Annotated in this window: 24 protein-coding genes; 14 read left to right on the top strand and 10 right to left on the bottom strand. The window is 64.5% G+C overall.

Annotation, left to right across the window (positions count from 1 at the left end):
• Positions 1–233: 233 nt before the first annotated feature.
• Together IVB46_RS16095 and IVB46_RS16100 are read right to left on the bottom strand one after the other, a co-directional pair.
• The gene (locus IVB46_RS16095; protein ID WP_247302393.1) at positions 234–2,459 is read right to left on the bottom strand and encodes a L,D-transpeptidase family protein; all 2,226 of its coding nucleotides are present in this window, start codon (positions 2,457–2,459) and stop codon (positions 234–236) included.
• 366 nt (positions 2,460–2,825) lie between these two features.
• Positions 2,826–4,322 carry a sigma-54 dependent transcriptional regulator gene (locus tag IVB46_RS16100; protein ID WP_166080015.1) on the bottom strand — a complete coding sequence of 499 codons (1,497 nt, stop codon included), beginning with the start codon at positions 4,320–4,322 and terminating at the stop codon, positions 2,826–2,828.
• Between the two features lie 127 nt (positions 4,323–4,449).
• Here IVB46_RS16100 and IVB46_RS16105 point away from each other — a divergent pair, with 127 nt between their 5' ends.
• The 10 genes from IVB46_RS16105 to IVB46_RS16150 all read left to right on the top strand — a co-directional run bounded on the left by IVB46_RS16105 (position 4,450) and on the right by IVB46_RS16150 (position 16,416).
• Positions 4,450–6,357 (top strand): M3 family oligoendopeptidase, encoded by a 1,908-nt coding sequence (locus IVB46_RS16105; RefSeq protein WP_247302394.1) that lies wholly within the window; start codon positions 4,450–4,452, stop codon positions 6,355–6,357.
• Positions 6,358–6,581: 224 nt separating this feature from the next.
• Positions 6,582–9,569: a cell division protein gene (locus IVB46_RS16110; protein ID WP_247302395.1), complete on the top strand. Its 2,988-nt coding sequence runs from the start codon at positions 6,582–6,584 to the stop codon at positions 9,567–9,569.
• Positions 9,570–9,709: 140 nt separating this feature from the next.
• Entirely contained in the window at positions 9,710–9,862 is a 153-nt protein-coding gene (locus IVB46_RS16115; protein ID WP_008136857.1) for an aa3-type cytochrome c oxidase subunit IV, read from the top strand.
• Between the two features lie 138 nt (positions 9,863–10,000).
• Complete coding sequence (locus IVB46_RS16120) at positions 10,001–11,128, top strand: Re/Si-specific NAD(P)(+) transhydrogenase subunit alpha (protein ID WP_247302396.1); 1,128 nt, start codon at positions 10,001–10,003, stop codon at positions 11,126–11,128.
• An 11-nt stretch (positions 11,129–11,139) separates the two neighbouring features.
• Positions 11,140–11,457 (top strand): proton-translocating transhydrogenase family protein, encoded by a 318-nt coding sequence (locus IVB46_RS16125; protein ID WP_014492434.1) that lies wholly within the window; start codon positions 11,140–11,142, stop codon positions 11,455–11,457.
• 39 nt (positions 11,458–11,496) lie between these two features.
• Positions 11,497–12,894, top strand: a complete 1,398-nt coding sequence (locus IVB46_RS16130) for an NAD(P)(+) transhydrogenase (Re/Si-specific) subunit beta (protein WP_135216417.1) — start codon at positions 11,497–11,499, stop codon at positions 12,892–12,894.
• A 212-nt stretch (positions 12,895–13,106) separates the two neighbouring features.
• The gene (locus IVB46_RS16135) at positions 13,107–13,907 is read left to right on the top strand and encodes an alpha/beta hydrolase (protein ID WP_247302397.1); all 801 of its coding nucleotides are present in this window, start codon (positions 13,107–13,109) and stop codon (positions 13,905–13,907) included.
• Between the two features lie 60 nt (positions 13,908–13,967).
• Positions 13,968–15,065, top strand: coding sequence for an ionic transporter y4hA (locus tag IVB46_RS16140; RefSeq protein WP_247302399.1), 1,098 nt, complete (start codon positions 13,968–13,970; stop codon positions 15,063–15,065).
• A 13-nt stretch (positions 15,066–15,078) separates the two neighbouring features.
• Positions 15,079–15,363 carry a cupin domain-containing protein gene (locus IVB46_RS16145; RefSeq protein WP_038954861.1) on the top strand — a complete coding sequence of 95 codons (285 nt, stop codon included), beginning with the start codon at positions 15,079–15,081 and terminating at the stop codon, positions 15,361–15,363.
• 93 nt (positions 15,364–15,456) lie between these two features.
• Complete coding sequence (locus IVB46_RS16150; protein ID WP_247302400.1) at positions 15,457–16,416, top strand: hypothetical protein; 960 nt, start codon at positions 15,457–15,459, stop codon at positions 16,414–16,416.
• An 86-nt stretch (positions 16,417–16,502) separates the two neighbouring features.
• Here the strand turns inward: IVB46_RS16150 and IVB46_RS16155 are convergent, their stop codons facing one another.
• Together IVB46_RS16155 and rpsU are read right to left on the bottom strand one after the other, a co-directional pair.
• A complete protein-coding gene (locus IVB46_RS16155) occupies positions 16,503–17,156 on the bottom strand; it encodes a tetratricopeptide repeat protein (RefSeq protein ID WP_247302402.1) in 654 nt (217 codons plus the stop codon).
• 158 nt (positions 17,157–17,314) lie between these two features.
• Positions 17,315–17,611, bottom strand: coding sequence for a 30S ribosomal protein S21 (rpsU, locus tag IVB46_RS16160; protein WP_014492442.1), 297 nt, complete (start codon positions 17,609–17,611; stop codon positions 17,315–17,317).
• 264 nt (positions 17,612–17,875) lie between these two features.
• Here rpsU and aqpZ point away from each other — a divergent pair, with 264 nt between their 5' ends.
• On the top strand, positions 17,876–18,598 hold the full coding sequence (gene aqpZ, locus IVB46_RS16165) for an aquaporin Z (protein WP_063981124.1): 723 nt from the start codon (positions 17,876–17,878) through the stop codon (positions 18,596–18,598).
• 36 nt (positions 18,599–18,634) lie between these two features.
• Here aqpZ and IVB46_RS16170 read toward each other — a convergent pair whose 3' ends face one another.
• Positions 18,635–19,741 (bottom strand): 5-(carboxyamino)imidazole ribonucleotide synthase, encoded by a 1,107-nt coding sequence (locus tag IVB46_RS16170; RefSeq protein WP_014492444.1) that lies wholly within the window; start codon positions 19,739–19,741, stop codon positions 18,635–18,637.
• Complete coding sequence (purE, locus tag IVB46_RS16175; protein WP_028151673.1) at positions 19,738–20,226, bottom strand: 5-(carboxyamino)imidazole ribonucleotide mutase; 489 nt, start codon at positions 20,224–20,226, stop codon at positions 19,738–19,740. The genes IVB46_RS16170 and purE overlap by 4 nt, the downstream gene beginning before the upstream one ends.
• 141 nt (positions 20,227–20,367) lie before the next feature.
• On the opposite strand from purE, the gene IVB46_RS16180 reads away from it, so the two are divergent.
• Positions 20,368–21,081, top strand: coding sequence for a GGDEF domain-containing protein (locus IVB46_RS16180; protein WP_231143496.1), 714 nt, complete (start codon positions 20,368–20,370; stop codon positions 21,079–21,081).
• A gap of 62 nt (positions 21,082–21,143) precedes the next feature.
• Here IVB46_RS16180 and IVB46_RS16185 read toward each other — a convergent pair whose 3' ends face one another.
• The 3 genes from IVB46_RS16185 to IVB46_RS16195 form a co-directional block, all read right to left on the bottom strand.
• Positions 21,144–21,395 (bottom strand): hypothetical protein, encoded by a 252-nt coding sequence (locus tag IVB46_RS16185; protein WP_063981128.1) that lies wholly within the window; start codon positions 21,393–21,395, stop codon positions 21,144–21,146.
• Between the two features lie 21 nt (positions 21,396–21,416).
• Positions 21,417–21,635 carry a hypothetical protein gene (locus IVB46_RS16190; protein ID WP_231143495.1) on the bottom strand — a complete coding sequence of 73 codons (219 nt, stop codon included), beginning with the start codon at positions 21,633–21,635 and terminating at the stop codon, positions 21,417–21,419.
• Between the two features lie 126 nt (positions 21,636–21,761).
• On the bottom strand, positions 21,762–21,968 hold the full coding sequence (locus tag IVB46_RS16195; protein ID WP_063986093.1) for a DUF465 domain-containing protein: 207 nt from the start codon (positions 21,966–21,968) through the stop codon (positions 21,762–21,764).
• Between the two features lie 329 nt (positions 21,969–22,297).
• Here IVB46_RS16195 and IVB46_RS16200 point away from each other — a divergent pair, with 329 nt between their 5' ends.
• Entirely contained in the window at positions 22,298–22,480 is a 183-nt protein-coding gene (locus IVB46_RS16200; RefSeq protein ID WP_008131172.1) for a DUF465 domain-containing protein, read from the top strand.
• Between the two features lie 141 nt (positions 22,481–22,621).
• On the opposite strand, the gene IVB46_RS16205 is transcribed toward IVB46_RS16200, so the two are convergent.
• Positions 22,622–23,725 (bottom strand): NAD(P)/FAD-dependent oxidoreductase, encoded by a 1,104-nt coding sequence (locus IVB46_RS16205; protein ID WP_247302405.1) that lies wholly within the window; start codon positions 23,723–23,725, stop codon positions 22,622–22,624.
• Positions 23,726–23,927: 202 nt separating this feature from the next.
• Between IVB46_RS16205 and IVB46_RS16210 the strand changes: the two genes are divergently transcribed.
• Positions 23,928–26,606 (top strand): EAL domain-containing protein, encoded by a 2,679-nt coding sequence (locus IVB46_RS16210; RefSeq protein ID WP_247302407.1) that lies wholly within the window; start codon positions 23,928–23,930, stop codon positions 26,604–26,606.
• The last annotated feature ends 42 nt before the right edge of the window (positions 26,607–26,648 follow it).

Genomic DNA, 26,648 nt, shown 5'->3' on the forward strand with positions numbered 1-26,648 from the left:
CGTTAGCGCGCGAAAGAGGATGAACGCTTTCTTAAAGCGAGAAGGTTAATTCGAGGTTGACCTTCTCGACCCCAAACCAAGTCAGAATACGAACCTAAGCGGTTCAGTGTGGCAAAAAAACGCCCGCTGCCGGAGTTCGGGTGGAGAATGGTTAACGTTAAGCGACCCCATCCAGGGGGATGAGGTCGCTGATCTTACTAGAGAATTTCCGACAAAGACCAATCGGGGAGGCCTCAGCGGGTAAACACCCGCTGCTGCTGCGGCCGGCGGCCGACCGGAGCCGGCGGCGGGGTCGGCGCCCCGAACAGCCGCTCGAAGAAGTTCGGACCCGACGAGCCGAAGCCGCCGCCATTGTTGGCAATCGCCACGCCCGAGGGCAGCGTCGTCGCCGGGCGTGAATAGCTCGGCTGGGAGTGAGCAACGACGTTCTCGAGGTCCTTGCCGCGGCCGTTCTTCAGGATGTTGATCATGGTCGCGTCACGGCCATAGACGTCCTTGCGGATTTGCAGCTTGCCGCCATCGTCCACGAACGCGGTCTGGTAGGTGATGTTGACCGGGATCGGCGTCGGGAATTTCAGGTCGATCTCGCTCTTGCCGTACATGCTGCGCACGCGCTCCGGCGTGTACTTCTCGTTCGGCATGGCGATGTTGAGCAGAACGGAGGCGTACTGATCCGGGTTCTGCACGCGCATGCAGCCATGGCTGAAGGCGCGATCGTCCCTGGCGAACAGGTTCTTGTCCGGCGTGTCGTGCTGATAGACCAGGAACTTGTTCGGGAAGTTGAAGCGGATGCGGCCGAGCGCGTTGGCTTCACCGGGCGGCTGCGAGATGTGCACGGAGCCGTCGCGGTTCTGCTCGAGCTTGAGGCCCATGCGCTGGAGCACGGTCGGGTCCTGCTGAAGCGCCGGCAGATATTCGTTGTAGACGATCGACGGCGGCACGTTCCAGGTCGGATTGACCGTGATGTACTTCATCGTCTCGGTGAGCAGCGGGGTCGCATGCGTGCCCGGCTTGCCGGTGACGACGCGGGTGGTCCAGACCTGCTGGCCGCGCTGCATTACCTTCAGCGTGTAGTCGGGAATGTTGAGGATGACATAGGCATCGCCCAGCGAGGGGACGCCGAGGTCGCGCGGCAGCCAGCGCCAGCGCTCCATGTTCACCAGCACCGTGTCGATCTGCTTGTCGCGCTTCGGGGTGTTGATCGCCTTGACGGTCTTGTCGTCGAGGATGCCGGTCGCCTTTATCTCGGCGCCGCTCTGGAATTTTCGCACGGCTTCGGCGACCGTGGCGTCATAGCGGGTGTCGCTGGCGTTCTCGGCGAGACCGAGCTTGGCGCGGAGCTGCGGCACGCGCGGATCTTCAACGACGATTTCAGCCTGCTTCTTGCCGGCCGGAGTGTATTTCAGCGCCGGACCGTCGGCGATTTCGATCACCGGGCCGCTGCCCTGGCCGCGCAGCTCGGCGAGCTTGGCCTTCAGCTCCTTGTAGAGCTTCTGCGGCGGGTTGTAGCCGTCGAGCGCTGCGGAGGCGTCGGCTGCGGTCGTGACCTTGGCGAGCACCTCGCTCGGATCGACCGGATGCTCGGGATAGAGGATGTCGCCGCTGACCTGCGACCAGTGCATGCGGCCGCTCTGGGCCTGGCGCGCATAGTCGAACATGCTGGCGGTGAGCTTCAGCTCGGTATCGGCGAGCGCATCGGGCGTCGTGGCGGCGGCGAAATCCGGTACCGGGTAGTCGGCGGGATTGAGGCCATCGGAGGCCGCATCCTTCAGCCGCGCGATCACGCCCTTGGCCGCAGCGGTGAGGCTGCCGGCCTGGGTCCAGACCGGCGCGAAGTCGCGTGCACCGTAAAACTTCTCGATCGCGGCGCGCTCGTTCTTACGGTCGAAATGGCGCGAGGTCTTGGCGCCGATGATGTCCTTGAGCTTGTCGGCGACCGGCTGGTCGGCGGCGGGAACGTTGCTGGCGGCCTTCACAGGCTCGGCGGCCGGAGCCGCAGCGGGGGCCGCAGGCGCGGCCGGCGTTGCCGTCGCGGTGTCGGCCTTTGCCGGTTCGGATTTGGCGGGCTCGGTCTTGGCGGCCTCGGACTTGGCGGGCTCGGCTTTGGTGGGCTCGATCTTGGCGGCTTCGCTCTTCGGCGCCTCGGGAACAGGCGTGGTGGCGACGTCGGAAGGCTTGGTCTCGACCTTTTCGGGGGCCGGTGCGGCCTCGGCCTTCACCGGTTCCTTTGCGGAGTCCTGAACCGTCGCGGTGGTGTCGAGCTTGATGTCGGATGCGGTCGGGGGCGGGACGTTTGCGGGCTCGGGGCGCGGGATCGCGGCTTCGATCGCGAGTTCGGCGGCGCTGCTGCGCGCCTGATCCTGCGCCAGGGCCGAGCTGGCCGATACCGTGAGGAAGGTCGCCGCGACCGTCATCAAGACGCGGTCAAAGCCCGCACGGTGGTTCAAACAGTCACGCATTGTGTCGCACCCCTCGGGTGAACTGTCCCTCGTGGAACAGCTTCATTATCGCCTAATGAGCTTCGGGCTAAACTGCGCCGGCCGCTCGAAAGTTGCACGCCTGCACGCAACGATTCATACGCGGACGAACGAATCCTACGCAGACGATATACAGGCCCCGTTTGGGCGGCCAGCGCTACCCGGGACAACTCACGACAAACTGACTTCAAGAAAGCCCGTTTGCAACGGATTGTGCGGCTTTGGCAGACGCTTTTCCATGTGTCTGTCACTTCCAAGTCACGGTTCACGTCGCAGCCGGATTTTGCCGTAATGCGAAGGGCTTGCGGCGTCATCGCAACGCCAAGCGAACCTCCGTTCGCATGAGGCTCAGGGCGTCTCCTCACCGCTTTTGCCGCCATGTCCGGGAACCCCGGCTTCGTCGAGCTTGCGGTAGAGCGTGGACCGGCCGATTTTGAGGCGGCGGGCGACCTCGGACATCTGCCCCCGATAATGCGAGATCGCGAAGCGGATGATCTCGTTCTCCATGTCGTCCAGCGGGCGGACGTCGCCGGTGGGGGTCAGCATGGAAAGGGTCCCCGCCAGCGGCAGCGGCGCGATCGGTATTTCACCACCCGACACCACCGAGGGCGCCGCGATCGGCTCGAGCATCAGCGGCGCGGTCGGGATGTCGGTCTCAAGATGCGGCTGCGAGGTGAGCAGGGGGAAGTCGGCAAGGTCGAGCTGGTCGCCCTCGCTCATCACCACCGCGCGGTAGACCGCGTTTTCGAGCTGGCGGATGTTGCCGGGCCAGTCGAGCTGGGCGAGGTGCGCCACGGCCTCGCCGCTGATGCCGGTGATGAGGCGATTCTCCTCGGCGGCAAAGCGCGCCAGGAAATGCCGGAGCAGATACGGGATGTCCTCACGCCGCGCCCGCAGCGAGGGGATCGTCAGCGGCAGCACGTGGAGGCGATAGAACAGATCTTCGCGGAAATGGCCCTGCTTCACCCGCTCCAGCAGCCTGCGGTTGGTCGCGGAGATGATCCGGACGTCGACCTTCAACGGCTTGCGCCCGCCGACTGCTTCGACCGCGCCTTCCTGAAGTGCGCGCAGCAGCTTGACCTGTGCGGTGAGCGGCAGCTCGCTGACCTCGTCCAGGAACAGCGTGCCGCCATGAGCCTCGACGAACTTGCCGGTGTGCCGTTCGGTGGCGCCGGTGAAGGCGCCCTTCTCGTGACCGAACAGGATCGACTCGACCAGATTGTCGGGGATCGCGCCGCAATTGACCGCGACGAACGGCTTCGCCTTGCGCTCGCCGCTGCCATGGATGGCGCGTGCGAACATCTCCTTGCCGACGCCGGACTCGCCCTCGATCAGCACAGGGATCGACGAGCCCGCGGCCTTCTGCGCGGCGCGCATCACGGCCGCCATCGCCTCGGCGCGGGTGATGATGTCGGAGAAAGTCAGCCGGCCCTCGCGGCTATGACGGATACGCTGCAACTCGCCCTTGAGCGCGGAGGCATTGAGTGCGTTGCGCAGAGAGACCTGGAGCCGCTCCAAGCCAACCGGCTTGACGACGAAATCGGCCGCGCCCGCGCGCATCGCCGAGATCACGTTGTCGATGCCGCCATGGGCGGTCTGCACGATGACGGGGACGCCGAGGCCGGCCTCGCGGATTTTCGCCAGCACGCCCATGCCGTCGAGGCCGGGCATCACGAGATCGAGGATGACGGCGTCGATCGCCGGTGCATCGGGGGCGGTGAGGGCGGCGATCGCGGCGTCGCCGGAGTCCACGACGACCGTCTCATAGCCGCATTTCTGCACCATGTTCTCGACCAGCCGGCGGGCCACTGCGTCGTCGTCGGCGATCAAAATACAGGCAGCCATGGTGTTCCCCGCACGCTACTACTATCTGTCTCGAATCGGGTCACTCTGGCCGAAGCCGATTAACGCACTCTTAAACCTTGATGCCCCCGCCCGCCGTCGCGCTTGTTGAACACAGGTTTCCCACACAATGAATTCGCGCTCCAAATCTGCTCTCAAGAAATCTGCCTCCAGCAAGCCCGCTCTCCGCAAGCCAAGCACCAGGAAATCCGCCGCCAAGGCAAAGTCCTCCAAATCTTTGCCCGCAAAGCCTGCAGGCAAGACCGGCAGGCTTCCGGAGTGGAACCTCGCCGACCTCTATTCCGGGATCGATGCGCCGGAAGTGGCGCGCGATCTCGGAAGGATGGACGCCGATTGCGTCGCGTTCGAGACCGACTACAAGGGCAAGCTCGCCACAGGGACAGCAAACGAAGATGGCGGAAAATGGCTCGCCGAGGCGGTGCGACGCTATGAGGCGATCGATGATCTCGCCGGGCGTCTCGGCTCCTATGCCGGCCTCGTCCATGCCGGCGACAGCGTTGATCCCACGATTTCAAAGTTTTACGGCGATGTCTCCGAGCGGCTAACGGCGGCGTCCACGCATCTCTTGTTCTTCGCGCTCGAGCTCAACCGCGTCGATGACGATATTTTGAACCGCGCGATGCAGGCCGCCGAGCTCGCGTATTACCGTCCCTGGATCGAGGATCTGCGCAAGGAGAAGCCGTACCAGCTCGACGACAAGCTCGAGCAGCTCTTCCTCGAGAAGTCGCAGACCGGCTACTCCGCCTTCAACCGGCTGTTCGACCAGACCATCTCCGGCCTGCGCTTCAAGGTCGGCGCCAAAGAGCTCGCGATCGAGCCGACGCTCAATTTCCTGCAGGACCGTGACGGCACAAAGCGCAAGGCTGCGGCCGAAGCGTTGGCAAAGACCTTCAAGGCCAATGAGCGCACCTTTGCGCTGATCACCAACACGCTCGCCAAGGACAAGGATATCTCCGACAATTGGCGCGGGTTCAAGGACGTCGCGGATTCTCGGCATCTGAGCAATCGCGTCGAGCGCGAGGTGGTGGACGCGCTGGTCGCCTCGGTGCGCGCGGCCTATCCAAAGCTGTCGCATCGCTATTATGCGTTGAAGGCGAAGTGGTTCGGCAAGAAGCGGCTGGCTTACTGGGACCGCAACGCGCCGCTGCCGTTCGCCGCGACCGACGTCATCGGCTGGCCCGATGCGCGCAACATGGTGCTGACGGCCTATCGCGGCTTCTCGCCAAAAATGGCCGAGATCGCCGAGCGCTTCTTCACCGATCGCTGGATCGACGCGCCGGTGCGTCCGGGCAAGGCGCCGGGCGCGTTCTCGCATCCGACCACGCCGTCGGCGCATCCTTACGTGCTGATGAACTACCAGGGCAAGCCGCGCGACGTGATGACGCTCGCGCATGAACTCGGCCATGGCGTGCACCAGGTGCTGGCGGCGAAGAACGGCGCGCTGATGGCGCCGACGCCGCTGACGCTGGCCGAGACCGCGAGCGTGTTCGGCGAGATGCTGACCTTCCGGCGGCTGCTGGCGCAGACCAAGAGCGCCAGGCAGCGCCAGGCGCTGCTCGCCGGCAAGGTCGAGGACATGATCAACACCGTGGTGCGGCAGATCGCGTTCTATTCGTTCGAGCGCGCGGTCCATACCGAGCGCAAGAACGGCGAGCTCACCGCGACGCGGCTTGGCGAGATCTGGCTGTCGGTGCAGGGCGAGAGCCTCGGGCCGGCGATCGAGATCAAGGCGGGCTACGAGAACTACTGGATGTACATCCCGCACTTCATCCACTCGCCGTTCTACGTCTACGCCTATGCCTTCGGCGATTGTCTCGTGAACTCGCTCTACGCCGTCTACGAGAATGCGGCCGAGGGCTTTGCCGAGCGCTACCTCGACATGCTCGCCGCCGGCGGCACCAAGCATTATTCCGAGCTGCTGCGGCCGTTCGGGCTCGATGCCAAGGATCCCAAATTCTGGGACGGCGGTCTCTCGGTCATTGCCGGGATGATCGACGAGCTCGAGGCGATGGGCTGAGGCGAAGCGCGAGTTCCTTCCCGGCGCACGGAATGCGGGTGTCGCAAGTTTTTGTGGCCCCCAGTTCCATCCATGCGCGCGGGCGACCTTCGCGGCGGAGGCCGGCAATTTGCTACGTGCGATTGAACGTTCGCGCGGCCCGCAAGACTAACTCAACAGATACTCGAAAGATGATTTTCTACTATTGATTGTGGATTGATCGGTTTCTCCCTGGGGAGGCACCCATGCTCCATCAAGGGCCCGCCACGCCGGTTCCGATGGCGAGAAATGCTGCCGCCGTCGATCAGGAAACGCCCTGGTGCGAGAAGCACCATCAGATCGTCTGCGATGAGATCGAGGCGATCAACACCCGACGCGAGCCGGACCGGCGCCTCGATGCCGACGGCCTGCAACCCTGCCAGTTGCTCGACGTCGTCGGGCTTGCGTTGTCCGGCGGCGGCATTCGCTCGTCGGCCGTTTGCCTCGGCGTGCTCCAGGCACTGAACCACCACAATCTGATCGGCCGGATCGACTATCTCTCCACGGTGTCGGGCGGCGGCTATATCGGCACCTCTCTCAGCGCCACCATGACGACCGCACGGCGCTTTGTGTTCGGCGAAAGACCCGCCGGCGGAGCCGTCACGTCCGCCGAGATCAGCGATACGCCGTCGGTCGGACACCTGCGCAACTATTCCAACTATCTGATCCCTGCCGGGGCCCGCGATCTCCTGACCGGAGTTGCGATCGTCGTGCGGGGACTGGTCGCCAATATCGGGCTGACGTTGCCCATCGTGCTGCTGCTTGCCGCCATCACCATCTGGTCGACGCCGCTGCGGAGCTGCCTGACGGATGCGAACATCTTCGGCATCAGTCTCAACAACAGGTCGTTGTGCGAGCTGCACGATTTTAGCGACATCGATCGTTACGGTTTCAGCACATTCGGCCTGGTCGTCGCGCTGGTGATGTTCGCTTGCAGCGGGCTCGCCTATTTCGCCTCCCGCTCCGTCCGCGGCAGCGGTCCCAGCGTCGTGTTCGCCTATATTGGCGGGATCGCGCTGTTGCTGGGCGTCGCGTGCGACTTCGCGCGGTTTCTCAAGGTCCAGCATTTTGCGTTGAGCCTGTCGATCGTAATCATCGGGGGCGTCCTGTTTTTCGGATGGGCGCTCAAGCAGTCGCTCGCGAGCCCCGGCAAGCGGCAGGAGTTCCGTTCGCACTGGCCGAGCATGGGCGCGACCTTCCTGGTGCTGCTGGCGGTGATCGCCTTCTTCGAGTTTCAGCCCTTCATGCTGGAGCAGATGTTCGATGTCGCCGAGAGCAGCGCAATCGGTGGACCGGCTGCTGCGGTTGCGATCACCTGGATCAAGTCGCTCGCGGCGGTGGCTGCGCCAATCGGCGTCTTCGTCACCGCGTTCAGGCAGCAATTCGTGGAATTGCTGAAGGGCAACAGCGCATCCTCGCAATGGGGTTCGCTTGTGCTCGCGGTCGTGGCCAAGGTCGCGCTATGGATCGCGGGCCTTGCGCTTCCGCTCGTCATCTGGGTCGCATACCTCTATCTGTCCTATTGGGGCATCGCCAACGATCTGTTCGAGAGGTGCCCGTCCGTTATGGGCGCAACCTCCCAGCGAGAGTGCCTGGTCAATGCCAAATCGAACGCGCCGTCCGGCAGCCTCGCAGGCAGGATTCAGTTCGATGTCAGCAAGGGGACCTTGTCGGCGGAAATCACGCCGAAAGCCGCGCCGCAGGTCGTGGCAGATGCCGAGCAGTTGACGCCGACCTGGCACACGCCCGCCTGGCTCCTGTTCCTCGCTCAGAAAGCGGGGCAGGTGGTTCAGGTGCGTTTTTCCAGCCTGTTCCAGGGCAATGCTTCGGAGCTCGCCTACTCCTACAGCCTGCACATGGTGATCCTCTACACGTTTGCCGGCGTCCTGCTGTTCGCCATCTCGTTCTGCCTGACGCCGAATGCGAACTCGTTGCATCGGCTCTATCGCGATCGCCTGAGCAAGGCCTTCCTGTTCGATCCGACGCGTTCGGCCGACGGGCGCGTCGCGCCCGCCGAAGCCAGTCTCGACCAGGGGCGCGATTTCAAGGCGCTCGATCGCATGAAGCTGACGGATCTCTACGCCGCTCCGGCCGCGACGGCCCGGATTCCAGGGCAGCCGGCGGCGCCGAAGCTGCACGCGCCCTATCAGCTCATCAATACGGCGCTGAATATTCAAGGCTCCGACTTTGCCAACCGGCGCGGACGCAACGCGGACTTCTTCGTGTTCTCCGCCCTGAACGTCGGCAGCGAGGCGACGGGCTATGCGCCCACCGCTCTGGTGCAGGACGACGAGCAAAGTCTCGATCTCGCCACCGCAATGGCGATTTCCGGAGCCGCGGCCTCCTCGAACATGGGTTCGAGCTCGATCAAGGCGCTGACGCCGACGCTTGCGCTCCTCAACGTCCGGCTCGGCTATTGGCTGAAGAACCCGCGTTACGTCGATGAGCGTGTACGGCCGCAGCGCCGCTCCACGCCGATCTATTTCTGGTCGGAGATCTCGGGGCGCCTGTACGAGAACAGCGACAGCGTCTATCTGACGGACGGCGGCCATATCGAAAATCTCGGCGTCTACGAGCTGTTGCGGCGCCGCTGCAAGGTGATCATCGCGGTCGATGCGGAAGCCGATGCGCCGATGAATTTCGGTTCCCTGATGACGTTGCAGCGTTACGCCCGCATCGATCTCGGCGTCCGCATCGACCTGCCATGGACGCCGATTCGCGAGCGCACGCGTGCGCTGATGGCGCGCAATGCCGACAAGGCGGGTGATCCCGGCGCGGCCGACGAGCGCGACGACATTGCGCGAGACCACGTCCACGTCGCGATCGGCACCATCGACTATGGAGGCGACGAGCAGGGTTATCTCGTTTACATCAAATCGTCGCTCAATGGCGACGAGAACGACTACATCCGGGACTACGCGCGGCGAAACGACCGCTTCCCGCACGAGACCACGGGTGACCAGTTCTTCTCGGAGGAGCAGTTCGAGGTCTACCGCGCGCTGGGCTTCCACATGGCGCACGGTTTCCTGTCCGGGGACAATCCGGTCGCGGTCGGGGCCGGCGTCGATCCGCATATGGCCCGATTCACTGAAGCGGGCGAGCCGGCGATCGACGCGGTCCGCGAGGCGCTCGGTCTTCCGGTACCCCGGCGGCAAACCGCGAGCGTCACCGCCACGATGATCGATCAGGGCTGAGCAGCGCGACAGCCGGATTCCCGGCAATCGGAATTCCAAATCACCTGATTTGCCCGAAAACCGGCCATCGGTGCCGTTGCCCTGCCCGAAGGTTTGCGGTATCCCAGCCCAAGAATTCGACTTTCGACTGGGGACAATACATGGCTGACCATAGCGAAGTGGCGTACACCACGGCCGACGGCAACGACTACGTTGCCCACGAGCAGACCTATGAGGGCTTCATCAAGCTGGTGAAGTACGGCACGGCCTCGGTCGCGCTCATCGTGATCCTGATGGCGATCTTCCTGACCTGACCTATCGGCAGCTGCACACGTCAGCAGCAGCTGCCGCCTACAAAATTTGCATCCAAGCCGGTCCCAAAACCGGTATCGAACGCTGCGGGAGTAACGCTTAAGTTTGCGCGCGCGCTGTCCCGCGTCGCCGGAGGACCTATGAAGATCGCCGTTGCCAAGGAAATCGATCCGTCGGAGCCGCGTGTCGCCGCTTCGCCTGATACGGTGAAGAAGTTCAAGGCGTTGGGCGCCGAGATCGCCGTCGAGCCGGGCGCCGGCCTCAAATCGGGCCTGCCGGATTCCGAATTCACCGCCGTGGGCGCCACCGTCAGCGCCGATGCGCTGAAGGACGCCGACATCATCATCAAGGTGAAGCGTCCTGAAGCCTCCGAGCTCGCGCAGTATAAGCGCGGCGCGCTCGTCATCGCCATCATGGACCCCTACGGCAACGAGGCCGCGCTGAAGACGATCGCCGATTCCGGCGTCTCCGCCTTCGCGATGGAACTGATGCCGCGCATCACCCGTGCGCAGGTGATGGACGTGCTGTCGTCGCAGGCGAACCTTGCCGGCTACCGCGCCGTGATCGAGGGGGCCGAGGCCTTCGGCCGTGCCTTCCCGATGATGATGACTGCCGCCGGCACCGTGCCCGCCGCAAAGGTGTTCGTGATGGGCGTCGGCGTCGCCGGCCTCCAGGCGATCGCGACCGCGCGCCGTCTCGGCGCGATCGTCACCGCGACCGACGTGCGGCCCGCAACGAAAGAGCAGGTGGAATCGCTCGGTGCGAAGTTCCTCGCCGTCGAGGACGAGGAGTTCAAGAACGCGCAGACCGCCGGCGGCTACGCCAAGGAAATGTCCAAGGAATACCAGGCCAAGCAGGCCGCGCTCACCGCCGAGCACATCAAGAAGCAGGACATCGTGATCACGACCGCGCTGATTCCGGGCCGGCCTGCGCCGAAGCTCGTCTCGGCCGACGTGGTCAAGTCGATGAAGCCGGGGTCGGTGCTGGTCGATCTCGCCGTCGAGCGCGGCGGCAATGTCGAGGGCGCAAGGCCGGGCGAGGTCGCCGACGTCGATGGCATCAAGATCGTCGGCTACACCAACGTCGCGGGTCGTGTCGCAGCCTCGGCCTCCAGCCTCTACGCGCGCAATTTGTTCAATTTCATCGAGACCATGATCGACAAGGGCAGCAAGGCCCTCGCCGTGAACTGGGACGACGAGCTCGTCAAGGCCACCGCCCTGACCAGGGACGGCGCGGTGATCCACCCGAACTTCCAGCCGAAGGTTTAAGGAGAGTCGCCATGGAGCATGCAGCACAGGTCGTCGACCCCTTCATCTTCCGGCTGTCGATCTTCGTCCTCGCCGTCTTCGTCGGTTATTTCGTGGTGTGGTCGGTGACGCCGGCGCTGCACACGCCGCTGATGAGCGTGACCAACGCGATCTCGTCGGTGATCGTGGTCGGCGCGCTGCTCGCCGGCGGCGTCGCCAATGTCTCGAGCGGCTCGGGCTGGGCACGCGCCTTCGGCTTCGTCGCGCTGATCTTCGCCTGCATCAACATCTTCGGCGGCTTCCTTGTCACCCAGCGCATGCTGGCGATGTACAAGAAGAAGTCGAAGTAAGCGGCCACCTCGGGCTGATGGGATCAATGGGGACCTGAGATGAGCGCCAACCTCTCTGCATTTTTGTATCTCGTGGCGGGAGTGCTGTTCATCCTGTCGCTACGCGGGCTGTCGAGCCCGGCTTCGTCGCGCCAGGGCAATCTGTTCGGCATGATCGGCATGGCGATCGCGGTCGCCACCACGCTCGCCAACCATCCGCCGGCAGACGGCCTCGCCTGGGTGCTCGTCATCGTCGGCATCGCCATCGGTGCCGCAATCGGTGCGGTGATTGCCCGCCGCGTGCCGATGACCTCGATGCCCGAACTGGTCGCCGCCTTCCACTCGCTGGTCGGCATGGCCGCGGTGCTGGTCGCCGCCGGCGCGTTCTACGCGCCCGAGGCTTTCGACATTGGCACCCCCGGCAACATCCATCCGCAGAGCCTGGTCGAGATGTCGCTCGGCGTCGCCATTGGCGCGCTGACCTTCACCGGCTCGGTGATCGCGTTCCTGAAGCTGTCCGCGCGCATGAGCGGCGCGCCGATCATCCTGCCGTTCCGCCACGTCATCAATATCGTGCTTGCAGTTCTGCTCGTCGTCTTCATCGTCGGGCTGGTGATGTCGGGCAGCGCGCTGGACTTCTGGCTGATCGTCATCATCGCGCTGGCGCTCGGCGTGCTCATGATCATCCCGATCGGCGGCGCCGACATGCCGGTCGTGATCTCGATGCTGAACTCCTATTCCGGCTGGGCCGCGGCCGGCATCGGTTTCACACTGGGCAATTCCGCGCTGATCATCACCGGCGCGCTGGTCGGCTCGTCCGGTGCGATCCTGTCCTACATCATGTGCCACGCGATGAACCGGTCCTTCATCTCGGTCATCCTCGGCGGCTTCGGCGGCGAGACCGCCGCGGCCGGCGCTGGCGGCGGTGAGCAGAAGCCCGCCAAGCTCGGCTCGGCCGACGACGCTGCCTTCATCATGAAGAACGCCCAGAAGGTCATCATCGTGCCCGGCTACGGCATGGCGGTGGCGCAGGCCCAGCACGCGCTGCGCGAAATGGGCGACATCCTGAAGAAGGAAGGCGTTGAGGTGAAGTACGCCATTCATCCGGTCGCGGGCCGCATGCCCGGGCACATGAACGTGCTGCTCGCCGAAGCCAACGTCCCCTACGACGAGGTGTTCGAGCTTGAGGACATCAACTCCGAATTCGCGCAGGCCGACATCGCCTTCGTGATCGGCGCCAACGACGTCACCAATCCGGCGGCCGAAGAGGACAAGACCTCGCCGATCTACGGCATGCCCGTCCTCCAGGTCTGGAAGGCCGGCACCGTGATGTTCATCAAGCGCTCGCTCGCCTCGGGCTATGCCGGCATCGACAATCCGCTGTTCTATCGCGACAACACCATGATGCTGCTCGGCGACGCCAAGAAGGTCACCGAGAACATCGTCAAGGCGATGTAGGGCGGGAAGGCGAGCGGACCGTGGCCCTGAACAAGGAGTGGCACCGGTCTCATCGCATGCCACCGAAGGCGACACGCGAGCAGTGTGTCGCATGGCACGCCGCCCATGCGGCGGCGTGCGGCTGCCGCGAGATTCCCTTGAGCATCCGGCCGGACGTCCTCAAACTGCTCAAGAGCCGCCGCAAGTCCTGAACTCCGGAATGGCGGGCCGCGATGACATTCCTGAAATGGACCGCCACCATCCTTGCGGCCGGCTACCTCGCCGGTCTCGTCCTGCTGTTTGCCAAACAGCGCGCCATGCTGTTTCCGATACCGACGGCCGAGCGCACGGCGCCCGCTGCCGCGGGACTTCCAGACGCCGAAGAGCATGTCCTGACGACGTCTGACGGCGAGAAGGTCATCGTCTGGCACGTGCCGCCAAAGCCCGGCCGTGCCGTGGTGCTCTTCTTCCACGGCAACGGCGATTCTCTCGCCGGCCTTGTCGGCCACTTCAAGGCCATCACGGCTGACGGCACCGGTCTCGTCGCGCTGTCCTATCGCGGCTATTCGGGCTCCAGCGGCGCACCGGGCGAAGATGGCCTGCTGCGCGATGGCGCGGCTGCGTATGCGTTCGCGACGGCGCGCTATGACGCCCGGCGCCTCGTCGCCTGGGGCTTCTCGCTCGGGACCGGCGTTGCGGTCGCCGTCGCCTCCGAACATCCGGTCGGCAAGCTGATCCTCGAGGCGCCCTATTCGTCGATCGCCGACGTCGCCGCCGCGCATTTCTGGTTCGCTCCGGTTCGCCTCCTGATCCGCGACCCCTTCCACTCGGATGAGCGCATCGCACGCGTCACGGCTCCGCTCCTGATCATGCATGGCGCGCAGGACCAGACCATCCCGATCGCATTCGGCGAGAAATTGTTTGCGCTGGCCCGCGAGCCGAAGCAGTTCGTCCGCATTCCCGGCGGCGGGCACGACGATCTCGGCAGCTTTGGCGCCATCGAGATCGCACGAAACTTCATCAATGGGTCCTGAGGGCTGACGGATGCGATCTTCTCGCGCATAATCGGTCTCCCATTTGAAGGAATCGCCCGCATGAGCGCACACGGACCGATGCCGCGGTCGTCCTGGATCTTCCCCGCTCTGGCGGTGCTGCTGTTCCTGATCGTGACCGCGACCGGCTACAGCTTTACGCTGACGGCGGGCGGAGCCCTGTTCGCGATCGTGCTCCTGGTGATCCTGTTCGGCACCGTGTTCGCGGCCGTTCATCATTCCGAGGTGATTGCCGAGCGCATCGGCGAGCCCTACGGCACGCTGCTGCTCACGCTGGCGGTGACCATCATCGAGGTCGCGCTGATCACCACGATCATGCTGGGCGACAAGCCGGCTCCGGAGCTCGCCCGCGATACCGTGTTCGCCGTCGTGATGATCGTCTGCAACGGCCTCGTCGGCCTCTGCGTCTTCATCGGCGGCATGCGCTATCGCGAGCAGGGCTTTCAGGTCTCGGGCGCCAACGTCTATCTCAGCGTGCTGATTGCGATGGCAACCATCACCCTGATCATGCCCAACTACACGCTGACGACGCCGGGCCCGATCTATTCGACGCTCCAGCTCGGCTTCGTCGATCTCGCAACGATCGTGCTCTACGGCGTGTTCCTCTACACCCAGACCGTCCTGCACAAGGACTATTTCGTCCACGAGAGGGCGGACGGCGAGGGCGGGGAGGCGCTTTTGTCGGGCAGAATGCTGGTGCTCAGCATCGTGCTGCTGCTGATCTCGCTGCTGGCGGTCGTCCTCCTCGCCAAGAAGTTCTCGCTGGTGGTGGACGCGGTCGCCGTTCAGATCGGCGCCCCGCCGGCGTTCGCGGGCCTCCTCGTCGCCCTCCTGATCCTGATGCCGGAGGGCGTCTCGGCGATTGCGGCGGCGCGCAAGAACGACCTCCAGAAGAGCATCAACCTGGCGCTCGGGTCCTCGCTCGCAACCATCGGCCTGACCATTCCAGCGGTCGGGATCGCCACCTACCTGCTCGACCAGCCGCTCGTGCTGGGCCTGAACCCGGCGAACACCGCACTCCTGTTCCTGACATTCTTGTTGAGCATGCTGACTTTCGGTACCGGCAGGACCAATGTCCTGTTCGGGCTGGTCCATATGGTGGTATTTGCCGTCTACGTGTTCATGGTTTTCGTGCCGTAGAAGGAAATTCCCGATGCTTGCCGCCAAATCCGAGGTTCAGATCGACAACGAGCAGGTCCGGGTGACCGAGTGGCGGCTCGCCCCGGGCAGCGCGACCGGGCACCACACCCACGGCATGGACTATGTGATTGTTCCCGTCGTCGCCGGCGAGATGACCATCGTGGCGCCCGGCGGCGAGCGTTCCAAGGCGCAGCTCGCGGCCGGAAAATCTTACTTTCGCAAGGCCGGCGTCCAACACGACGTACTTAACGAAACCTCAACCGAGATCGTGTTCCTTGAGATCGAGCTGAAGCCGTAAGGCGGGCGAACCCTTTGCCATCGATCCGTCGCAGTTGATCCCTTACAATGCCCTAAAGTTCCCGCATCTGATCGCGCGGGGAGTGGCCGAGAAATGCTGAAATACCTCGCTAAAATCTCGATGGATATTCTCCCCTCGGTGCTCGCGACGATCATCGGGGCGTACATCGTTAACCACTACATCAACGCCAAGCCGGCGGCCGATGCCCCCGCGGCCGTGGTGGCGCCTGCCGATGCCGGCAAGAGCGGCAAGCCCTCCGATGTGGCCAACCTCCCGGCGCCCGGCGTCAAGGCCAAAGGCGTCTCCGAGAAGGGCGTGACCGACAAGGCGACGGCCGAGAAGCCCGCCGACAAATCCGGCGAACACCCGGCCGAGACCAAGGCCGCGGACGTTGCTCCCGCCGAGGCCGGCCCGCGCGGCCGCAACCCGGCGCGTGAGAAGGCGGCCGCCAAGTCCGCTCCGGCTGTCACGGCTCCCGCCACCACCCCGGTGGTCGAGGCCAATTCGGCACCGGCGTCCCCGGCTGCGACGCCCGACGCCAATGATCTCGCGCGCGCCGCCATCGAGCGCCTGCGCAAGTCGCCTGAGGGCAAGGCCGCCGAGGCCAGATCTTCCGAAACCAAGTCTTCCGAGAGCAAGCCTTCCGAAGCCCGGCCGGCTGAAACCAAGTCGGCCGAGAGGTCGCCGGAGCCTGCGGTTCGGGAAGCCTCCCGCACCCCGGAAGCCCCGCGTGTCATTCCTGCGGAGCCGTCCGCGCTCCGTCCGCTGCCGCCGCCGATCACTGTGTCGACGCCTTCGTCCGAAGCCTATGGCAATGGCGGCGCGTCGCCGGTCAATCCGCCCTACACCGCCTCGATCGGCAACGACGATCCGAACCGGATGACGCCGCCGGCCGACATTCCGGTGCCGGTGATCGCGCCGCCACTTGACCTGCGTGCCGATGCCGGCGCGACCATGCCGCGGCCGAAGAAGACCAATGTCGCCGACGAGATGCTGTCGGGCATGAAGTCGATGTTCCACTCCGTCCTGCCGAAGAGCGCCATCCCCGATTAAGGCGGTGGCTGAGAGCGTTTTCGAGCGACCTGGACACCGCTTCGCGTGAGGAAAACGCGTCAAAACAAGGATCTCTAGGCGCGCTGTCAGCCGCCGACGCGGGCGAGACCGCTGCGGGCGGTATCGTCGCGAGGACGTAGCGCGACCGCCTTGTTGTAGGACGTGGCCGCCTTGGCCTTGTCACCCAGCCGCTCATAGGCCTGTCCCCGCGCGGTCCACACCTGCGCGTTGTGTGGATCGACCTCGGAGGCCTCATCGAGATCGGCCGCCGCTTCCTTGACCTTGCCGATGGCGAGATAGCTGATGGCGCGGCCGAGTAACGGCTCGACCTTTTGCGGATTGAGCCCGTTGGCGGCGCTGAAATCGGCGATGGCGAAATTATGCTCGTTGTTGCCCTGATAGATCAGGGCGCGACCATAAAGTGCCTGCGCGTTATAGGGATCGAGCGCGACGGCCCGGTTGAACTCGTCCAGCGCGCCGGCCGTCTCCCCCGCCTTTGCCAGGGTCTGGCCTTTTGCGGTGTGAGCCTGGGCCTCGCTGACATTGCCGGCGCTGACCGCGCTGTCGGCGGCCGTCGCAGCCGCCTTGGGCGCCTCCTGCGGCTTCTCCTTCTCGGGCATCATGGAGCCGAGATCGAAGGAGCAGCCGCACAGCACGATCCCCATCAAGCCGAGTGCGAACGGCTGTCGCCAGATCTGGCGTAGCCGCGCCAAGCGGCGTTCGGGGAAAGGGGAGGCCATCTACGGTTCGCTCGCGCTGGTGCCGCATCGGTAGTGCCCCCGTCCCAGAGAAGGCACCGCTCACAAAACAATAACGCGGGCCAGGGGCCCGCGTCATCGAAAACTGAAGTCTTGGAAAACTGAAGTCTTGCAAGTGAAGTCCTGCAAGTCAGGCGGAATCAGCGCGGTCCGCGCGGACCTGCACCCGGGCCGCTGCGGCCGCCACGATCACCGCCGGGACCGGCGCCGAACACCGGCTTCGGCTTCATCGGCAGCAGGCCTTCGCGCTGCAGCTTCTTGCGGGCCAGCTTGCGCGCGCGGCGCACGGCCTCGGCCTTTTCACGGGCCTTCTTCTCGGAGGGCTTCTCGTAATGACCGCGGAGCTTCATCTCGCGGAAAATTCCCTCGCGCTGCATCTTCTTCTTCAGCGCCTTGAGGGCTTGATCGACATTGTTATCGCGAACGAGAACCTGCACGCGGCATCCTCTTCAGTGGATCGGATTTGAATTCTGGTAAGTCAAAGGGGATGGCGAAACGCACAAGCCCTTAACCTTGAGGGCGCGGATGTATCAGACAAAACCCGCGATGTCCACCTGCCAAGCAGGTTTTCGGGCCAAGTTCAGCCATTAAATAAGGCGAAAATACCTCCGCACGGCCCCGATTTGGGTGATTCGGCGCCAAGGGTGGGGCAGTTCCCGGAGCTTTGCTCCGGAAATTCCTGGAATTAGGGGAGACGTCACATGGATATGAAGAAATACGCTGCCGAGGCGATCGGCACATTCTGGCTCACATTCGCAGGCTGCGGCAGCGCGGTGATCGCCGCCGGCTTTCCGCAGGTCGGAATCGGCCTGGTCGGCGTGTCCCTGGCGTTCGGCTTAAGCGTCGTCACCATGGCCTATGCGATCGGGCACATCTCGGGCTGCCACCTCAACCCGGCCGTCACCGTCGGGCTTGCCGCCGGAGGGCGTTTCCCGGCGGGACAGATCCTGCCTTACGTGATCGCGCAGGTCTGCGGCGCAATCGTCGCCGCCCAGCTGCTCTACATAATCGCCAGCGGTGCTCCCGGATTCGATGTCAGCAAGGGTTTTGCGTCGAACGGCTATGACGCGCATTCGCCCGGCCAGTACAGCCTGATCGCCTGCTTCGTCACCGAGGTGGTGATGACCATGATGTTCCTGTTCGTCATCATGGGCGCCACCCATGGCCGCGCGCCCGCGGGCTTCGCACCGCTCGCGATCGGGCTCGCGCTGGTGATGATCCATCTCGTCAGCATCCCCGTCACCAACACGTCGGTGAACCCGGCGCGCAGCACGGGGCCCGCACTGTTCGTCGGCGGCTGGGCGCTATCGCAGCTCTGGCTGTTCTGGGTCGCACCGCTGATCGGCGGCGCGCTGGGCGGGGTGCTCTATCGCTGGCTCAGCGAGGAACCCTCTGGCGTCGTCGCGGGCGTGAAGACGGCCTGATCGAAAGGCGGGATCGCGGCATGCGCCGCGGTCCCGCTACTTGCCCTTCGTCGGCCTGACTTCGGTGACGTGGCCCATCTTGCGGCCGGGGCGCGGCGCGCCCTTGCCGTAGATATGCACGGTCGCGCCCGGCACGCTCAGCCACTTCTCGTAATCGTTGATCTCGTCGCCGATCAGATTGGTCATGGTGACGATTTCGCCGTGGCGCACGGCCTTGCCGAGCGGCCAGCCGGCAATGGCGCGGATGTGCTGCTCGAACTGCGAGACCGAGGCGCCGTCGAGCGTCCAGTGTCCGGAATTGTGCACGCGCGGGGCGATCTCGTTGACCAGCACCTTCGGCCCGGTGCCGTTGGCGAGCACGAACATCTCCACCGCGAGCACGCCGACATAATCGAGCGCGCCGGCGATCTTGCCGGCGATGCTGCGCGCTTCTTCCGCGAGCGCATCCGGAATCTGTGCGGGGGCGCGGGATATCTTCAGAATGTGGTCGCGGTGCTCGTTCTCGGTGACGTCGAAGCACTCGACCTGGCCCGTCGCCGAGCGCGCCGCAATCACGGAGATCTCGCGCTCGTACGGGATGAAGGCTTCGAGGATCGCCGATTTGGTGGCGAGGCTGGTCCAGACCTTGGCGATGTCGTCGCCCTCGCGGATGATGGCCTGGCCCTTGCCGTCATAGCCGAAGCGGCGGGTCTTCAGCACGGCCGGAAGGCCGATCCGGGCGATCGCCTCGCGCAGCGAGGAGACCGAGGTGACGTCGGCATAGGCCGCGGTGCCGATGCCGAGCCGCGTCACGAAATCCTTCTCGGCGAGCCGGTCCTGGGTGGTCTCGAGGATCTTGCGGTTGGGCAGCACCGGGCGGCGCGCGTCCAGCACCATCGCGGCGGCAGACGGCACGTTCTCGAATTCGTAGGTGATGACGTCGACGTCGTTGGCGAACAGCTCGAGCGCTTCGACGTCGGCATATTCGGCGCAGGTCGCGTTCAGCACGACGTCGAAGGCGGGCGAGTCCGGATCGGGCGAGAATACCTGGCAGCGCAGGCCGAGCCGCGCCGCAGCCATGGCGAGCATCCGCCCCAATTGTCCGCCGCCGAGGATTCCGATGGTGTCGCCGGGCTTCAGCTTCACCTGCTTTGCGTCAGTCACGCCTTGTCCTCCGGGCGCTCCGCAACCGCCTCGGTCTGTGCCTTGCGCCAGGCGGCGAGACGGTCGGCCAGGGCCGGGTCGGACAATGCGAGCACTGAAGCCGCAAGCAGCGCCGCGTTGATCGCGCCGGCCTTGCCGATGGCGAGGGTGCCGACCGGGATGCCCGCGGGCATCTGCACGATCGAATAGAGCGAATCGATCCCCTTGAGCGTCCTGGATTCGACGGGAACGCCGAACACGGGCAGTTCCGTCAGCGCCGCCGCCATGCCGGGCAGATGCGCAGCGCCGCCCGCGCCGGCGATGATGACCTTGTAGCCTGCCGCCTTGGCGCCCTTGGCGAATGCAAACAGCCGGTCGGGGGTGCGGTGTGCCGAAACGATGCGGGTCTCGGCAGCAACGCCGAGCGCTGCGAGCGTGTCGGCGGCATGCCGCATCGTCTCCCAGTCCGACTGGCTTCCCATGATGATGGCGATCGGCGCGGTCATGACGTCAATTGTGCTCGGAAAACAGAAAGATAGGCCAGATTAACGGTTCCGGCCGGTGGCTCGCAAGGCGGTGGCAAGGAGAAGGGAATGCACTATCCTGTCTTGGTGAATCCCCGCAAGCCTTCATTGAGCAGGATGCCCATGAAGAAACCAAAAAGGGCAAGCGCTGCGAAGGCCAAAAAGGGCCGGAAAGCCAGCGCCAGCCGCTCCAAAGCCGCCCCCAGGCGGCTGGCGAAGCGCTCGGCCAAGCCGGCGCGGCGCGGAGCGTCGGCCGCCGACGACACCAGGGCGACCATCCGCGGCTTGCGGAGCAAGCTCAAGGAGGCGGAGCGGAGGGTTGCGGAACTGGAAGCTGCGGCCGACACCGATTTCCTGCTCGAGATTCCGAACCGGCGCGGCTTCGAGCGCGAGCTCGCGCGCGCCATCGCCTACATGAAGCGCTACCGCGCCAGCGGCGCGCTGATCGTCCTCGACGTCGATCGCCTGAAGCCGATCAACGATTCCTTCGGCCATGCCGCCGGAGACGAGGTGCTCAAGGCGATTGCGGCCACCCTGACGCGGCAGGTCCGCGCCTCGGACGTGGTCGGCCGGCTTGGCGGCGACGAGTTCGCGCTGCTGCTCTGGAATCTCAGCGAGACCGACGCCAAGGCGAAGGCCGCGACCTTCGAGCAGGCGATCGACGAATTGTCGTTTGCCTTTCGCGGTCAGCGCGTGACCGCGGGCGCCTCCGCAGGTGTCGCGCTGCTGGGGGCGCAGTCCGATGCAGGCCGCGCGCTGGAGGAGGCTGATGCCGCCATGTATGTGCGCAAGGCGCACCGGCGGCACGAGCCGCTGATCAGGCTGGTCAGCAACTAGGGCACGATCTTCGCGACAAATGCGGACCGCGTTGCGCGGAGATCATGCTCAAGCAACAACCCTTACAGCGTGGCCAGATCTTCCGGCACGTTGCCGAATTTACGCAGCAGCGTGGCGTCGCCGAATTCGCCGGTCATGGGATCGCCGCTGCGACTGAACGCAACCGCGCCGATATGGCCGGCACCGTGCGCCAGGATCTCGGCGCGCCGCAACGCGGCCGCCGAGCTCTGGCATTCCTCCGCGGCGCCCGCGACAGGCGATCCGTCGGCATCGATCAGGAAGGGCATTGCAACGTAGTAGGTCACATCCGACATGGCGTTGCTCCGATGTTGAACTCAGGCGGCGCTGCTGTTGCCCCGCACTTTGCTGCGTGCGGTCTCGGGAATGCAGCCGGCTGAAATCGCCGCCTGTAATTCTTCCAGCTCTGCTTCCAGATATTCGTTGGCCATGATCAGGGCCTTGATGGTGCTGCGCAGATTGCCGTCGCACATCGCGATCGCCTGGTCGCAGGCCTGTTCATAATGGCTGTTGTCGAGAAGGGCTGTTGCCGACATCTGCGTTGTCCTCGGGGGTTCCTGGGCGTTTCCTGGGGCGGTGGGATACCCAAATGTTCCTATTTTGTTCTTTTCGAGTCAAGCGGATTCGGATGCGGCGAGCTGCCACGAAAAGGGCCTCGCGGCTCAGGCGATGATGTCCGGCGTGATCTGGTCTTCGATGAACGCGATACGGTCGCGCAACAACAGCTTGCGCTTCTTCAACCGTTGTAACCGCAACAGGTCGGGGGCAGGCGATTGATGCATCGCATCGATCGCGGCGTCGAGATCTCGGTGTTCTTGCTGCAACCGGGTGAGCTCGGCTTCGAGCTCACGCTCGTCTTCATTGGTCATGTTCGCGGTGGCCGAAAACCCGATGGGCGTGAGATTCAAGGCTGTGGATGCCCTGTGGAAATTATCGTCCTTGCGCGCCGTGATCGCAAGCGATCTCGGGCCGCCGCTCACCGAACTCTCGCAAGATATTTCGACGATTCGTTGCGGCGTTGCGCAAGCACGTTGATATCATGGATTTTTCCAGCGTGGTTCCTTACTCACGATTCGTTACATATGAATTTTCAAAAATGACGCTGCGACGACGGATACATATCGACAGAACGAATCGGTGATGTACACTTGTTTGTCCGGATCGAATCCAAGGTTTCCCCCTACCGAGGAGGTTTCGAATGACAATTCAGGCACATCTGGTTGAATTGGAACGGAAGCACAAAACGCTCGAAAACGAATTGCACGAAGCTCTCGTGCACCTTTCAACAGACGACCTGCAAATTGTTGAGTTGAAGCGACGGAAGTTGATGGTCAAGGACCAGATCGAGCGTTTGAAGCACACCGGCGACACGCTCCACTAGTAACCCCTGTAACAGTGTAGAGTTGAACTTACCCTTTCATGCAGGGGTGAGAGCTATTGCGCTCATCCCTGCATGAAGGTGCGCAGCGTGCAAAGTTATTTGCGCGGCACTTGGAGCCTTTCCGCTCCGATGGAAAATCCCCTAGATGCCTGCGAGCTCGGCGACGTGATCCGCGATCGCGAGCGATGACGTCAGTCCCGGCGATTCGATGCCGAACAGGTTGATCAGGCCTTCGACGCCGTGATCGCGCGGGCCCTGCATCAGAAAATCCTGCGTGGCCACCGCCGGCGGCACGATCTTCGGGCGAATGCCTGAATAGCTCGGCATCAGCGCGCCGTCGGGCAGCGTCGGCCAGTATCTCCGGATCGCCGGATAGAAGCGCTCGGCGCGTGATGGATCGACCTCGTAATTGATCGTCTCGATCCACTCGACGTCGGGGCCGAAGCGTGCCTGCCCGGCCATGTCCAGTGTCAGATGCACGCCGAGCCCGCCTGGCTCGGGCACCGGATAGATCAGGTGCGAGAACGGTGCCCTGGCGTTGCAGCTGAAATAATTTCCCTTGGCGAGATAGGCCGGTGGAATCCGGTCGATCGGCATGCCGTCGATGTGGCGTGCGACCGTTGTCGCCGAGAGCCCGGCGGCGTTGACGAGCAGGCCGCATTGCAGCGTCATCGGCGCTTCGCCGCCGGCCTCGATCTCGATCGCATCGCCGACTGCCTTGGCGCGGATCAGCGGGGTGTGAAACGCAAAGGCCGCGCCGGCTGCCTCGGCCTCGCCGCGCAGCGAGAGCATGTAGGCGTGGCTGTCGATGATGCCGGTCGATGGCGAGAGCAGCGCGGCATCGCAGGCGAGCGCCGGCTCCAGCGCGCGTGCGGCCTCGCCGGTGAGCAGCTGCATGTCGAGCACGCCATTGGCCTCGGCATGCGCCTTGATCGATTGCAGCTTCTCGGTCTCCTTGGCGCTGGTCGCGACGATCAGCTTGCCGCAGTTCTTGTGCGGGATGCCGCGCTCGCCGCAGTAGCGGTACAGCTCGTGCTTGCCGCTGACGCACATGCGCGCCATCCAGCTGCCGGCGCGGTAATAGATCCCGGCATGGATCACCTCGCTGTTGCGCGAGGAGGTGATGGTGCCGATGGCCTCGGCTTCCTCGAGCACGATCACCTCGCGCCCGGCCTGGGCAAGCTTTCGAGCCACCGCGAGCCCGACCACGCCGGCTCCGATGACGACGCAATCGACCCTATCCATGGTTGTGCAGTGTATCCATTGAAAGCATCGGTGGCATCAGGCCTGAGAACCACGGCACCGGGCCGTTTTCCATTAAGGAAGCATTTATCATGTCAGGGCAATTGCCGTATTTGGCGTCACATTTTTCTGTTGCGCGTACAGGCGTTTACCCGATCCAAACCCGTGAAGCCAGACAATCCGACGTTGAAAGCGCGGGTGGCTGATGGCTGAGAAGAACTGGCACGTGGGCAGCACGCTTCCGATTGCTGTGCAGGCCGTCGTGTGCCTGGGCAGCGCGGTCGCGCCTGCGCGCGCCTTTGCGCTCTCGGACAGCTTCGCGCCGCCAGGCAAACTCGATCCCAATTTGGTCTGGGAAGCGCTGATCGGCGGCATCGTCGTCTGTGCGTTCCTGGCCGCCATCGCGCTGTGGATCCATTCTTCGCTGCGCCGCACCAAGCGCTTGCAGCTGCGGCGCAACGCCTTCGTCTCCTCCGCCATGAACAATCTCAACCAGGGCGTGGTGATGACGGATGCGCAACGACGCATCATGTTCTGCAACGACCGCTATCTCGAGATCTACGGCCTGGCGCGCTCGGATCTGTGGACCGGGATGACCGGCTACGACATCCTCGAACTCAGGCGCAAGCGCGACGTCCTCGGCGGTGTCTCCGACGATGAGTTCTACGAGAAGGCGGCGAGCCCCAACGGCCTGATCACCGAACTGCCTGATGGCCGCGCCATCCTGGTGAAATATTTTGTGTTGCCGAACGGCGGCTCGGTCGCGACGCATCTGGACGTCAGCGATCAGCGCAAGCTGTCACGGCAGCTCGCCTCCACCAAGCAATTCCTGGAAACCGTGCTGGACCACGTGCCGGCCTGCGTCGCCGCGAAGAACATCGAGGACGGTCGCTACATCTTCGCCAACAGCGCCTATGAACGGTTCTGGGGGTTCTCGCGCGACCACGCCGTCGGCAAGAATGCGCGGGAGCTGTTCGCGCCCATCTCGACGGCCAGCATCGAGGCGGCCGACAAGGCGGCACTGAATTCGCCGGACGGCCAGTTCCGCAATGAATTCGAGGTCGACCGCGCCGGTGAACGGCGCATGGTTGCCTCGATCCGGATCGTGGTCCGCGACGAGAGCAACAAGCCCGAATTCCTGATGCTCGTGTTCGAGGATATCACCGACCGCCGCTCGCTGTCGCAGGAGCTAGAGAGTACGAAGAAGTTCCTGGAGCTCGTGGTCGACAACATTCCGGTGGCGCTGATCGTGGAGCAGGTCAAGGACGGCCGCTACCTGCTCGCCAATCGCAGCGCGGAGACGATCCTCAACCGCAGGCGCGAGGAAGCCACGGGCCTCACCGCGTCCGACATCTTCAATCCCAAGGAAGCCAAGCTGATCATCGCGCGCGACGAGGCCGCGATCAAGAAGCGCGGGATGATCACCGAGGAGCACCCGATCTCCACCAAGGACGGCCTACGGCTGTTCCTGACCCGGCGGGCGACCGTGCTCAGCGATGCCGGCGAGCCGCAATATCTGATCAAGACCCACGAAGACGTCACCGACCGCCGGCAGACCGAGTCGCGCATGGCGCACATGGCCTATCACGACGGCCTCACCGATTTGCCGAACCGCGCCGCCTTCCTTCAGGCGCTGACCCAGATGATCGAGGCCTGCGAAGGCACCAGCGAGGAGTTCGCCGTGCTCTGCCTCGACCTCGACGGCCTCAAGGAGGTCAACGACGTCTTCGGTCATGCGCTCGGCGACAAGCTCTTGATCGAGGTGGCCCAGCGGCTTCAGGATTCCGCGCGCGGCGGCGTGGTGGCGCGCCTGTCCGGCGACGAGTTCGGCCTCATCATCGACGGCAAGCAGCCGGAGGCGGGCCTTGCGCTGGCGCAGCAGCTCGGCGAGGCCGTTGCCCAGGAATTTCAGATCGACGGCCGGGCGGTCCGCGCCGGCGTCACCACCGGCATGTCGATCTTCCCGCATAATGGTGCCGACGGCGCATCGCTGCTGGCCAATGCCGGCGCGGCGCTGTTCCGCGCCAAGCAGAAGTCGCGCGGCACGATCGGCCTTTACCAGCCGGAGATGGACCAGCAGATCCGCGACCGCCGCGTGCTGCACCAGGACCTGTCGAAAGCGATCAAGAACGGCGAATTGTCGCTCGCGTTCCAGCCGCAGGGCATCGCGCGCCACAGCGTCGCCGAGAGCGAGATCATCGGCTTCGAAGCGCTGGCGCGCTGGCAGCATCCGGTGCGCGGCCAGGTCTCGCCGGCCGAGTTCATCCCGATCGCGGAGGAGAGCGGCCTGATCGTCGAGATGGGCGAGTGGATTCTGCGCGAGGCCTGCCGCGAGGCGGCGTCCTGGCCGAAGCCGCTCCAGGTCGCGGTCAATTTGTCGCCGGCGCAGTTCATGCACGGCGACGTGGTCGGGCTGGTCCATTCAATCCTGATCGAGACGGGCCTCGCACCCGGCCGGCTCGAGCTGGAAATCACCGAAGGCGTGCTGATCGAGGATTTTGATCGGGGTCTTGCACTGCTGCGCCGGCTGAAGGCACTCGGCGTGCGCATCTCCATGGACGATTTCGGCAGCGGTTACTCTTCGCTGAGCTATCTCCAGGCGTTCCCGTTCGACAAGATCAAGATCGATCGCGCCTTCATCATGAATCTCGGCCGCAACCCGCAATCGGCGGCTATCGTCCGCGCCGTGATCGATCTCGGCCACGGCCTCGAAATGTCGATCATCGCCGAGGGCGTCGAGACCCTCGATCAGCTCGCCTTTCTTGCCAAGGAGGGCTGCGACGGCGTGCAAGGCTACCTGCTCGGCAAGCCGCTGCCGATCGGGAAATATGCCGGCCTCGTCGGCCGCGCCGAGACCATGGAGCTTGCGCTCAAGACCGGCTAGAGCGTTATCGAGCCAAGCGGATACCGGTTCGCGCAAAGAAAA

The organism is Bradyrhizobium sp. 61, from assembly GCF_023073075.1.
Taxonomy (GTDB): domain Bacteria; phylum Pseudomonadota; class Alphaproteobacteria; order Rhizobiales; family Xanthobacteraceae; genus Bradyrhizobium; species Bradyrhizobium barranii.